We start from the raw sequence: 11710 nt of genomic DNA, 5'->3' as shown, positions 1-11710 counted from the left end.
GGTAACATGTCAAGGCGTCAAATACATCGAGGTGATCATTCATGTCCGATAGCGAAACGCCCAAAGCGGCCGGCACACGACGCGCGCGCAGTGCGCAGACGGCCGGACCGCAAGCGCAGCAGCATCTGCTGCGCGCCGCGGACGAACTGTTCTATCGCGAAGGCGTGCGCACGGTCGGCGTGGACGCGGTGGTCGAGCGGGCGGGCGTCAACAAGATGAGCTTATATCGCCAGTTTTCGTCGAAGGACGATCTGGTGATGGCTTATCTGGAGCGCAAGGACGAGCAGTTCTTCGGCTATGTGGAGAAGAGTTTCGCCAAACATCCCGGCGAGCCGGCCAGACAATTGCAGCAGTATTTCGACGACCTCGCGGTGCGTGCATCAGTCGACGACTATCGCGGCTGTCCGTTCGTCAACGTGTCGGTGGAGTTTCCGGACGTCGCGCATCCGGCGCGGCAGTTCGTGTATGACAACAAGGCCCGGCTGATGGCGCGGCTCACCGGCCTCGCGACCGACGCCGGCGCCGATGATCCGGTGGCGCTGGCCAACGCGCTCGGGTTGATGATCGAAGGCGTGTACGCAGCCAGCCAGACTTATGGGCCGGGGTGCGGGCCGATTCTGGCCGCCCCGAAGGCGGCGGCGCAGTTGATTGCGGCGGCTTGCGGCGCGGCGTCCGCGGGTTGAGGTGGATCGGCATCCGTGCCGATCGGTGCCGTTAGAATGGCGCTTTCTTCTCACGCTCTCCCGCTCTTATTTGCCATGCCGTTGCCCGCCGAATCCCACGACGCCATCATCGCCGCTACTCGCCATTGGTTGACCGAGGCGGTGATCGGACTGAATCTCTGTCCGTTTGCGAAGGCGGTGCATGTGAAAGGCCAGATTCGCTACGCCGTTAGCGACGCTACGGACATGGAAGCGGTTTTGGCCGATCTGGAAACCGAGCTTCAAACCCTGATCGCCGCCGATCCGAACGCCGTGGATACCACGCTGCTGATCGTTCCCAACGCGCTCGGCGATTTTCTCGACTACAACGACTGCCTGTTCTTCGCCGAACGGATGATCAAGCAGCTTCGTCTGGAAGGCGTGATTCAGATCGCCAGCTTCCATCCGTTTTATCAGTTCGAAGGCAGCGAGCCGGACGAGATCGAGAACTATACGAACCGGGCGCCGTATCCGATCTTTCACCTGCTACGTGAAGACAGCATCGAGCGGGCGGTTCAGGCTTTTCCCGACGCGGAAGCCATCTACGAACGCAATCAGGAAACGCTCCGGCGAATCGGCCTGGCCGGCTGGAACGCCCTTCTGAAGCGTTAATCGATGCAGCGGTTCACTCGCAAACCGCTGCGAAATCAGCCGGAAACAAAAAACCGCTCTTTCAGTTCCTCGATCCCCAGCGTTTCCATCACCTCGTTGAGCCGCTCGGCCGGACGCCGTCTCGGCAGATCCTTGTATTGGGCGACGATGAGTTCGTTTTTCATCGAATGCTCCCAGCCGACCAGTTCGGTCACGCTGACCTGATACCCGTGCGCTTCGAGCTGCAAACAGCGCAGCACATTCGTGATCTGACTGCCGAACTCTCGCGTATGCAGCGGATGCCGCCAGATTTCCGTCAGCGCGTTCCCCAGCGACTTACCCTTGTTCTGCTTCAACACCCCGGCCACTTCGGCCTGACAGCACGGCACCACCACGATGTTCTTCGCCTGTTTCTGCAGCGCGAAGCGGATCGCGTCGTCGGTGGCGGTGTTGCAGGCGTGCAGCGCCGTCACGATGTCGATCCGCTCAGGCAAGCGATCGGACGTGATCGACTCCGCCACCGACAGGTTCAGGAACGACATGCCCGTGAAGCCCAGCCGGGTGGCCAGCTCCTCGGACTTGGTGACCAGATCCTCGCGCGTTTCAATGCCGTATATGTGCGAAGCCCCACCCGCGGCATCCTGAAACTCCTTGAAGAAAAGGTCGTACAGAATAAAACCTAGGTATGACTTGCCGGCGCCGTGGTCGACCAGCGTCACCGCCCCCTGATCGTCCTTGCGTTCCTTGAGCAACGGCTCGATGAACTGGAACAGGTGGTAGACCTGCTTGAGCTTGCGGCGGCTGTCCTGATTCATCTTGCCGTCGCGCGTGAGGATGTGGAGCTCCTTCAGCAGCTCGACGGACTGATTGGGACGGATTTCGTGGGTTTTGCTGGACATCTTGGGGGACCGCTTACGGGGAACCGCCATCGATTGCACGGCGAACGTGCGACAGATGACGGAAAAAGGGAAAAGTTGCTGCCAGTTTACCCAAAGTGCCGCTTACTCACCGAAGGGTGGCGCAAATCATGCAAGAAAAGGCAAAAAGCTGGAACGTTTCCTGCTCGATTTACACCGCGCAGGACGTTTCCAGCGTGACGCAAAAGCCGGCTGTCATGGCGTCTCGACCAAGCAGGCAAGGCCGTATCGCCGATAACAACAAGCTGCCGGACGTGGCTTCGATCACGCGAACCGAATGCATGTGGGGAGGACGGTCCCGGAACACGGGCCGAACGTTACGTAACCAGCAGCGCGCCGGGATCTCGACTGGATGCGCGCTCGGATAATAGAAGAGGCAGCAATGGATACGGTACCCAACGGAAACGTCGAACAGAAGTTTCAGGAAATGCTGGCGAAGCTGATCGCCACCCCGGCCTGGTCCGAAAAACAGCAGCTCGAACTGGAGATGGCCCGCGACATCTCCACGGAAATGCTGCGCCTGGCCGAAGTCATGCGCGACGGCAGCGTCGACATGGAAACCTGCCTGATCATGCTCAAGTACGCAAAAGTGCTCGACTTCGTGATGACGACGCTCGCGTCGCGCCGCGATATCAAACCGCAGACGCTGCGGGTCATTTTCAAGCTGGCGGGGTTGAAGGTGGACGAGGCGTATCCCGGCTAAGAGAATAAAAATGCAGCGACCCGCGCGAGCGAGTGGGCAGGAATGCGCCGCTCGCTCGTGCGGGTCGGTCCGGACGCCGGCAATTCAAGCGCGCGGCGCTTCGACCGGTGGCGTGCCTTCATGAAACAGCGTCTTCAGTTGCGTACGCAACTCCGGCGAATCCGTGTGTTGATGGACAGTGACCGCGTGCTGCACGGCGGCGTCGAGCAATTCGCTCTCGGAGTCGGCGGACAGGGCAACGGTGCAATTCATTTCACTCGGGAACTCCCGGCAGTCGATGTATTTGCGGGTCATGGCAGTCTCCTTGATCCAGACGTTCACCTATCCGCCTGCGCGGCGCCCGCGCGAACCATGTCTCTCGCCGCTACGCGGCGGCAAGCGCGGCGTTGGGCGGCAAGTGGGAAGGGCCTTGTTTGACGCGGGAAAGGCGCGAACGGCGCCCAATGGAAGGTGTTTGAAAAGTATAGGTCGTGCGGTCGAATAGCAAAGCGACGGGTACCAATCGAGCCGATCCGGGCACGCCTGAACCCAGCTTTTTCGGCCCGCCCGCTTGCCCGCGTGTTTGCCCAACGCTGCCCGTGGTGTGAAAATAGCGCCCTCCGCGCCACCCGCTTTTCACTGCCGGGCCACGCGCCGCCTTTCCGCTCATCCGCAGGACTGCATGCCCTTTTCCCTTGATTCCGCCCGCGTCGCCGTGATCGGCGGCGGCCCCGCCGGCTTGATGGCCGCCGAGGCGCTCGTCAGCCATGGCGTGCAAGTCGACGTCTACGACGCGATGCCGTCAGTCGGCCGCAAATTCCTGATGGCGGGCAAAGGCGGCATGAACATCACGCATTCCGAGGCGCTCGAGCCGTTTCTCGGCCGCTATGGCGCGCGCCGTCAGGAGATCGCGCCGCTGCTGGATGCGTTCGGTCCCGACGCGCTGCGGGCCTGGCTGAAGGCGCTGGGCGTCGAGACGTTTGTCGGCAGTTCTGGACGCGTTTTTCCCACCGACATGAAAGCCGCGCCAATGCTGCGCGCCTGGCTGCATCGGCTGAGAGAGACGGGGGTGCGTTTTCACATGCGCCATAAGTGGGTGGGTTGGGATACCGAAAACGGCGCTTTAAATGACGCTTCCGGCCGCCCCGCCGCACACACGCTACGGTTCACGACGCCCAACGGCGAGCAACTCGTAACCTGCAATGCGGTCGTCTTCGCGCTCGGCGGCGCAAGCTGGCCGCGCCTCGGGTCCGACGCCGCCTGGGTGCCGCTGATGAGCGCCCGCAACGTGCCGGTGGCGCCGCTGCGCGCCGCGAACTGCGGCTTCGACGCCGACTGGAGCCCCTATCTGCGCGAGCGTTTCGCGGGACAACCGATCAAGTCAGTCGCCATTTCGCTCACCGACGTAGACAAAATTGTCCACTATCGACAAGGTGAAATACTTCTGACCGAAACGGGCCTTGAAGGGAGCCTGATTTACGCGTTGTCGTCGGCGATTCGCGAGCGAATTCTCGCTGACGGCGACGTGACGATCGCGCTGGATCTGGCGCCGGGCTTGACTTTGGAGCGGGTGATCGCCGAAGTCACACGGCCGCGCGGCTCGCGTTCGATGTCGAGCCATCTGCAAGGGCGAATCGGGATTAGCGGGGTCAAACTCGCGCTGTTGCACGAAGTTCTGTCGAAGGAGACATTCGCGGATTCGAACCGGTTGGCGCACGCAATCAAGGCGCTGCCCGTGCGGCTCACGCGCGCTCGGCCGATCGCTGAAGCGATCAGTACAGCGGGGGGGATTCCCTTCGAAACGCTCGACGCGCATCTGATGGTCGAGCAGTTGCCCGGCGCGTTTTGCGCGGGCGAGATGCTTGACTGGGAAGCGCCGACCGGTGGTTATCTTTTGACGGCGTGCTTTGCCAGCGGACGGGTGGCGGGGCGCGGCGCGCTCGCTTACCTTGCGGGGCTCGCTGGGTCGCGCGACGGATGCATCGAACGCACCGCAAACGCCAACTGCGTAACGCTCAAACGAAAACGCCGCGCGTCAGACTAAACCAACACGCGGCGCTCCAACCCATCACACAGCGCTTAGCGCGCCTTCAACCGCCACAACGACGTCAACTCAGCCACACGCGCCGCATGAAGCGCGTCGGTCTCATCGGTCGATTTCGGATGCCGCGGACGAATATCCTCACGTCCCACCACCGTCAGCCCCGCCTTGTCGATTGCTTCGAGCAACCATTCGCGCGAACGCAGCCCGAGATGCTCGGCAAAATCCGACAGGATCAGCCAGCCTTCGCCGCCCGGCGACAGATGCCCGGCCAGCCCATTCAGGAAACCGAGCAGCATACGGCTGTCCGCATCGTAGACGGCATGTTCGAGCGGCGACGCGGGCCGCGCCGGCACCCACGGCGGATTGCAGACCACCAGCGGAGCGCGCCCCTCCGGAAACAGATCGGCCTTCACCACGTCGACCTGCTGGTCATAACCGAGGCGCGTGAGGTTCTCGCGCGCGCAGTCGAGCGCGCGCGGATCCTGATCGGTCGCGACGATTTTCTTCACACCGCGCTTGGCGAGCAACGCGGCCAACACGCCGGTGCCGGTGCCGATATCGAACGCCTTGTTCAACGACGGCAGCGGCGTGCGTGCGACGAGATCCACATATTCGCCACGCACCGGCGAGAACACACCGTAATGCGGATGAATGCGCTCGCTGAGCGCGGGAATCTCGACACCCTTCTTGCGCCACTCGTGCGCGCCGATCAGACCGAGCAATTCGCGCAACGAGACGACCGATGCCTCATCGGTCGGCCCGTAGGTTTCGACGCAGGCCTGCTGCACTTCGGGCGCGCGACGCAGCGGAATGGCGTACGCGGCGTCGAGCGGAATCAGGATCATGCCGAGCGTGCGCGCGCGTTGCGACTGCGCCTGCCGATGCAGGTTGAATGCGTCGACCGGCGTTTCGCCTTGTTTGCGCGGTTTGCGCTCGAGCCGTCGCGTGACGGCCTGCAGCAATTGGCGGGCGTTCTGGAAGTCGCCGTTCCATAGCAGCGCCGTGCCTTCGCATGCAAGGCGGTAAGCCGAGTCGGCGGTCGTGCGGTCGTCGGCGACGACAACGCGTTTGGGCGGCGGCACGGCCGCTTCGGAGCGCCAACGCGCAGTGCGAGGGCCTTCGGCTTCGGGCCAGGTAATGAGTGCGGGGCTGGTCATGGTGAGGTGAGATCGGTGTTGCGGGAGGGACGCGGTGAAAACTCGCGTCGTCGGGGGCGTTGCCCGCCGGAGTACTGGATAGTGATGCCGACTGACTGACGCCCGAATAGTACCTCTGTCATCCGGGTAAGCGGTGCGCTATTCGTTGGTGAACAGGCTTGTCGCCATTACCGGCGAACGGAAAATAGACAAAATAGTCCACAATCGACAAGGTGAAGGAGACAGGGGGATTTTCGACCGCTCGGCGCCTCACCGCTACGCTTGGCAGGCCCGTCTCTTTCACCTGTCGTGGAGTCAGGCCATTACCTCAGAATGCACAGCCAGCAAGGCGCGCGCGGCATTCCAGGCCTCGCCGGCCGCGCCTTTTCGACTGGAGATCTGCACCGCCAACGTGGCGCCGTCGAGCAGCATCACCATGACGGGCGCGAGGATTTTGGCCTTTGCGGACGACACAAGATCCCCCAGCAGTTGCTCGATGAATTGCGTGAGATCTGCTTTCTGTTCGACGCTAATTTCGTGGATGCTGCTGCCTTTGTCGGCAAACTCGGCTGCAGCGTGCGTGAACATGCAGCCCGTGAAGGTCTCGCTGCTAAACCAGTCCTGATGCCAGTCGAACACCCGTTCGAGACGAACGAGCGGTGCATCGGCCTCCTCGACAAAAGCTTTGAGCGACACCGCGCATTGCTCCTGACGCTGCCGCAATACGGCGATCACCAGGTCGGTCTTGGACGGGAAATGCCGGTACATGGTCATTTTCGCCACCCCGGATTCGGCGATGATCCAGTCCACCCCCACGGCGTGGTAACCATGCTTGCTGAACAGCAGCGTTGCGGTATCGAGAATCTGTTGACGCTTATCTGACACGGCGACCTTGGTAATAAATTATGCGTATTGATTATACAAGTGCAGTAACTTGTCTATCTCCGTCGTTTGGGGGTAACCAGGGCTTTCCCGCCAAACAATAGACAGATCCGTATCGCCCAGCTATAGTCGTTCTCAACCTGTGGGAAAGGCCGTACCCACTAGGACCTGAGAGATCGTGCACTGAGGCGCCGCACCACCGCCTCCAAAGCGCCAATTAAAAATAAAGCTTTTGAATTGCCCTCGAGTGGCGGACATGCATTGCGTGCCCGCCACTCGTTTCGTTTACGCGTCCGCGCCAGACGCTGTTTACGAAAACGCCAATAAAAAAACGGGGTTTCTGAATGAACAGAAACCCCGTTTTGTACTTCTGGTGCCGGCTGCAGGACTCGAACCCGCCACCTCATGATTACAAGTCAAGCGCTCTACCTGATGAGCTAAGCCGGCATGAGGGCGTGATTCTACTTCATTTTACGATCTTGAGGCGAGCCCTTCCGCCACCTTTTGAACCATCGTCGTCCGGCTGCGGGCCGTCCGTCGCGGCCTCAGCTTTGGCGGCCACGTCGGCGGCCGAAGTCTCGACCGCGCGCGGTGCGGCCGGCGCTTCGGTTTCGTCCGCCAGTTCCGCGTCCGCACCCGAATCCTGTGCTTCACCGCCCGCCGACTCGACCGGAAACGCCATGCCTTGGCCGTTTTCGCGCGCGTAGATCGCGAGAATATTGGCGATCGGCACCTCGATCTTGTGCGACTTGCCGGAAAAGCGCGCGCTGAACTCGATCCACTCGTTGCCCATCTGCAGCTGGCTGGTCGCCTCGAAGCTGATGTTCAACACGATTTCGTTGTCACGCACGAACTGACGCGGCACGCGCGTCTGATTGTCGACCCGGACCGCGATGTGCGGCGTATAGCCGTTATCCGTGCACCACTCGTACAACGCGCGCAGCAGATAGGGCTTGGTGGAAATCTCTTGCATCAACAGTCCTCTTACCGGATGCGGGGCCGCGCTACGACAGCCGCGCGACGCCCTCACCCTAAAGCCAAACTCAACGACGCATCACCTTTTCCGACGGCGTCAGCGCTTCGATATAAGCCGGGCGGCTGAAAATGCGCTCGGCGTACTTCATCAGCGGTGCTGCGTTCTTCGACAGTTCGATGCCGTAGTGATCCAGACGCCACAGCAACGGCGCGATCGCGACGTCGAGCATCGAGAAATCTTCGCCGAGCATGTACTTGTTCTTCAGGAAGATCGGCGCGAGCTGCGTCAGGCGATCGCGGATCGCGAGACGGGCCTTCTCGTGATTCTTTTCGGCGGCCTTGCCCTTTTCGTTTTCGAGCGTGCCGACGTGAACGAACAGTTCCTTTTCGAAGTTCAGCAGGAACAGACGGGCGCGCGCGCGCTGAACCGGATCGGCCGGCATCAGTTGCGGGTGCGGGAAGCGCTCGTCGATGTACTCGTTGATGATGTTCGATTCGTACAGAATCAGGTCCCGTTCGACGAGAATCGGCACTTGACCATACGGATTCATCACGGCGATGTCTTCCGGCTTGTTAAACAGGTCGACGTCGCGGATTTCGAAGTCCATGCCCTTTTCGAACAACACCAGCCGGCAGCGCTGGCAGAACGGGCTAGTTGTGCCGGAATACAGAACCATCATGTTTACGTTTCCTCAAAAAGCTGAAAGGCCAGCGCACGGAAAAACCGTTCAGCAGGTTTTTCCTGGCGCCGGCCCCACGCCGCGTGACGGCGTGTTTATTTGATATGTTTCCAGTACGCGGCGTTCAGTCGCCAGGCGAAAAAGCTCAGGACGCCGAGGAACATCAGTACCCACACGCCAAGCTGTTTGCGGGTTTTCTGCGTCGGTTCGGACATCCATGACAGGTACGACACGAGGTCGGCCACAGCAGAATCATAATCTACCGGCGACATCGTCCCCGGAGTGACCTGCTGGTAGCCGACAAATTTGTGTACCGTCTCGCCCGTTTTTTCGTCGGTTTCGTCACCGAACTTCGCGGTACGTTGCCCCTGAAGCTGCCACAGCACATGCGGCATGCTCACGTTTTCATACACCAGATTGTTCCAGCCGGTCGGCCGCGTATCGTCGCGATAAAAACTGCGCAGATACGTGTACAGCCAGTCTTTGCCGCGCGCCCGCGCTTCCACCGACAAATCCGGCGGAGCCGCGCCGAACCACGCTTTCGCGTCGTCCGGGCGCATCGCCACGGTCATGGTGTTGCCGACCTTGTCGGTACTGAACAGCAGGTTCGACTGAATTTCCGCCGGCGTGATGCCGAGGTCGGTCAGCCGGTTGTAGCGCATCAGGTTCGCGCTGTGACAATTCAGGCAGTAGTTTACAAACAATTGCGCGCCGTGCTGCAAAGAAGCGAAATTCTCCGCGTTATCGGGCGCGCGGTCGAGAGGGAAATTCTCGTCCGCGTGCGCCGGTGTACCCAGCACCGCAAGCAGTGTCGCGCCGATCAGCGCGCACTTCGTCAGCAGTTTTTTCATTTCGTGTTCTCCTGGCTTGCGATTAGTGAGGCTTGAACCGCACCCGTTCGGGTGGCTGCTTGAACGTGCCAAGCCGCGTCCAGAAGGGCATACCGAGGAAAAACGCGAAATAGATCAGTGCGCAGATCTGCGCGATCAGCGTGGAAACCGGCGACGGCGGCTTCGTACCGAGGAAACCGAGCGTCAGGAAAGCGACCACGAAGATCCCGTAGAACACCTTGTGAAAGAACGGCCGGTAGCGGATCGACTTCACCGGCGAACGGTCGAGCCACGGCAGGAAGAACAGCGAAATCACCGCGCCGCCCATCACCACCACGCCCCAGAACTTCGATTCGGTGAAAGCCATGGCCAGAATCACCAGCACCGCGAGCGCCGGCAAGCCGAGCTTCCACTTGCCGCGCGCACGCACCAGCGCGAGCAGGCCGAGCAACGCGATCACGATCATCAGCACGATCTTGAACGGGTCGGTCGTGGCGCGCAACATCGCATAGAACGCGGTGAAGTACCACACTGGCGCAATTTCCTGTGGCGTTTGCAGCGGATTAGCCGGAATGAAGTTATTCGCTTCCAGGAAGTACCCGCCCATTTCCGGCGCGAAGAAAATGATCGCGGCGAAAATAAACAGGAACACCGACACGCCCATGAAATCGTGCACCGAGTAGTACGGGTGGAACGGAATACCGTCGAGCGGAATGCCGTCCGGATCCTTCTTCGCCTTGATCTCGATACCGTCCGGGTTGTTCGACCCCACTTCGTGCAGCGCCACCAGATGCGCGACCACCAGCCCGATCAGCACCAGCGGAATCGCGATCACGTGAAACGCGAAGAAGCGGTTCAGCGTGACGTCCGAAACCACATAGTCGCCGCGGATCCACAGCGACAGATCCGGCCCGATGAACGGAATCGCCGAGAACAGGTTCACGATCACCTGCGCGCCCCAGAACGACATTTGCCCCCACGGCAGCAGGTAGCCGAAGAACGCCTCGGCCATCAGGCACAGAAAGATCGCGCAGCCGAACACCCACACCAGTTCGCGTGGCTTGCGGTACGAGCCGTACATCAGCCCGCGGAACATATGCAGATACACGACGACGAAGAACATCGACGCGCCCGTCGAGTGCATATAGCGAATCAGCCAGCCCCACGGCACCTCGCGCATGATGTACTCGACCGACGAGAACGCGAGCGTCGCGTCGGGCTTGTAGTTCATGGTGAGGAAGATGCCGGTGACGATCTGATTGACCAGCACCAACAACGCGAGCGAACCGAAGAAGTACCAGAAATTGAAGTTCTTCGGCGCGTAGTACTCGGAAACGTGCTTTTTCCAGGTGGAGGTCAGCGGAAAGCGCCGGTCGATCCAGCCGACCAGCCCGGTCGTCTCTACTTCGTGTTCGATCGCCATTACGCTTCTCCTTTCTCGTCCTTGCCGATCACGAGGCTGGTGGCCGTTGTGAACACGTAGGGCGGGATATCGAGGTTCTGTGGCGCAGGTTTGTTCTTGAAGACGCGGCCGGCCATGTCATAGGTCGAGCCATGGCAAGGGCACAGAAAGCCGCCTGGCCAGTCGTCCGGCAGATTGGGCTGCGCGCCCTCCTGGAAGCGCGGTGTCGGCGTGCAGCCCAGATGGGTGCACACGGCGACGGCGACAAAAAGGTTCTTGTGATCGGTGCGTGAACGGAATTCGTTGTTGCAGTATTCCGGCAACGGCATCGAAAAGGGATTCTTGGTATGGGGATCCGCTACTTCGTTATCGGCTTTCTGGACATCGGCGAGCATTCTGTCGGTGCGGTTGATGATCCACACCGGCTTACCGCGCCAGGCAACGGTCATCATGTCGCCGGGCTTGAGATTACTGATATCGACTTCGACCGGGGCACCTGCTGCCTTGGCCTTTTCAGATGGTGCAAACGAACTAACAAAGGGTACGACAGTGGCAACGCCTCCTATGCCACCTGCTACGGTCGTCGCAATCAGCCAGGTACGGCGGCCGCCGTCGACGCGTTCATCTTCCTTGTCTCGCATCACACGCCCCACTTCTGAGTTGGATTTTTCCTTCACGTCTTCTACCGCCGCTAGTTTGCGCGAATGGAGTCGCCATTTACAAGGGCCGATTGCCAAAAACCGTGCGAAGCCCTTGATAACTCAGGGTTTCTCCGTACAAATCGCAAACTTTTTTGCGTCTTCTTTTAAGCGTCTTATGCGTTATTCGTACCTTTTTCTTCGCTAATACGCGTGGTGCGGCATTTCGCCG

Annotated in this window: 13 protein-coding genes and 1 tRNA gene; 4 read left to right on the top strand and 10 right to left on the bottom strand. The window is 60.6% G+C overall.

What is annotated here, in order from left to right; genetic code table 11:
- Window positions 1–41: 41 nt before the first annotated feature.
- Both GGD40_RS14580 and GGD40_RS14575 read left to right on the top strand, forming a co-directional pair.
- Entirely contained in the window at window positions 42–683 is a 642-nt protein-coding gene (locus GGD40_RS14580) for a TetR/AcrR family transcriptional regulator (RefSeq protein WP_179744065.1), read from the top strand.
- Window positions 684–758: 75 nt separating this feature from the next.
- The gene (locus GGD40_RS14575; protein ID WP_179744064.1) at window positions 759–1313 is read left to right on the top strand and encodes a DUF1415 domain-containing protein; all 555 of its coding nucleotides are present in this window, start codon (window positions 759–761) and stop codon (window positions 1311–1313) included.
- Between the two features lie 35 nt (window positions 1314–1348).
- On the opposite strand, the gene GGD40_RS14570 is transcribed toward GGD40_RS14575, so the two are convergent.
- Window positions 1349–2191, bottom strand: a complete 843-nt coding sequence (locus tag GGD40_RS14570) for a class I SAM-dependent methyltransferase (RefSeq protein ID WP_179744063.1) — start codon at window positions 2189–2191, stop codon at window positions 1349–1351.
- 400 nt (window positions 2192–2591) lie between these two features.
- On the opposite strand from GGD40_RS14570, the gene GGD40_RS14565 reads away from it, so the two are divergent.
- Window positions 2592–2912: a DNA-binding protein gene (locus GGD40_RS14565; RefSeq protein WP_111933010.1), complete on the top strand. Its 321-nt coding sequence runs from the start codon at window positions 2592–2594 to the stop codon at window positions 2910–2912.
- Window positions 2913–2996: 84 nt separating this feature from the next.
- On the opposite strand, the gene GGD40_RS14560 is transcribed toward GGD40_RS14565, so the two are convergent.
- Window positions 2997–3206, bottom strand: a complete 210-nt coding sequence (locus tag GGD40_RS14560) for a DUF1059 domain-containing protein (RefSeq protein WP_179708097.1) — start codon at window positions 3204–3206, stop codon at window positions 2997–2999.
- Window positions 3207–3573: 367 nt separating this feature from the next.
- Here GGD40_RS14560 and GGD40_RS14555 point away from each other — a divergent pair, with 367 nt between their 5' ends.
- A complete protein-coding gene (locus GGD40_RS14555) occupies window positions 3574–4935 on the top strand; it encodes a TIGR03862 family flavoprotein (protein WP_179744062.1) in 1362 nt (453 codons plus the stop codon).
- A 35-nt stretch (window positions 4936–4970) separates the two neighbouring features.
- On the opposite strand, the gene GGD40_RS14550 is transcribed toward GGD40_RS14555, so the two are convergent.
- From GGD40_RS14550 to petA, 8 genes are all read right to left on the bottom strand, one after another.
- Window positions 4971–6092 (bottom strand): methyltransferase, encoded by a 1122-nt coding sequence (locus GGD40_RS14550; protein ID WP_179744061.1) that lies wholly within the window; start codon window positions 6090–6092, stop codon window positions 4971–4973.
- 294 nt (window positions 6093–6386) lie between these two features.
- Window positions 6387–6956: a TetR/AcrR family transcriptional regulator gene (locus GGD40_RS14545; protein ID WP_179744060.1), complete on the bottom strand. Its 570-nt coding sequence runs from the start codon at window positions 6954–6956 to the stop codon at window positions 6387–6389.
- 368 nt (window positions 6957–7324) lie between these two features.
- A tRNA-Thr gene (locus GGD40_RS14540) sits at window positions 7325–7400 on the bottom strand.
- A 19-nt stretch (window positions 7401–7419) separates the two neighbouring features.
- On the bottom strand, window positions 7420–7926 hold the full coding sequence (locus GGD40_RS14535) for a ClpXP protease specificity-enhancing factor (RefSeq protein ID WP_179708093.1): 507 nt from the start codon (window positions 7924–7926) through the stop codon (window positions 7420–7422).
- A gap of 70 nt (window positions 7927–7996) precedes the next feature.
- Window positions 7997–8608 (bottom strand): glutathione S-transferase N-terminal domain-containing protein, encoded by a 612-nt coding sequence (locus GGD40_RS14530; protein ID WP_111933005.1) that lies wholly within the window; start codon window positions 8606–8608, stop codon window positions 7997–7999.
- Window positions 8609–8703: 95 nt separating this feature from the next.
- Complete coding sequence (locus GGD40_RS14525) at window positions 8704–9459, bottom strand: cytochrome c1 (protein ID WP_179708091.1); 756 nt, start codon at window positions 9457–9459, stop codon at window positions 8704–8706.
- A 22-nt stretch (window positions 9460–9481) separates the two neighbouring features.
- Window positions 9482–10861 carry a cytochrome b gene (locus GGD40_RS14520; protein WP_179708089.1) on the bottom strand — a complete coding sequence of 460 codons (1380 nt, stop codon included), beginning with the start codon at window positions 10859–10861 and terminating at the stop codon, window positions 9482–9484.
- On the bottom strand, window positions 10861–11481 hold the full coding sequence (gene petA, locus GGD40_RS14515; RefSeq protein WP_179708968.1) for a ubiquinol-cytochrome c reductase iron-sulfur subunit: 621 nt from the start codon (window positions 11479–11481) through the stop codon (window positions 10861–10863). Before petA ends, GGD40_RS14520 begins: the two co-directional genes overlap by 1 nt.
- Between the last annotated feature and the right edge of the window lie 229 nt (window positions 11482–11710).

Source organism: Paraburkholderia bryophila (assembly GCF_013409255.1).
In the GTDB taxonomy this organism is placed as follows: domain Bacteria; phylum Pseudomonadota; class Gammaproteobacteria; order Burkholderiales; family Burkholderiaceae; genus Paraburkholderia.
This window is presented reverse-complemented; position numbering and strand designations above follow the sequence as displayed.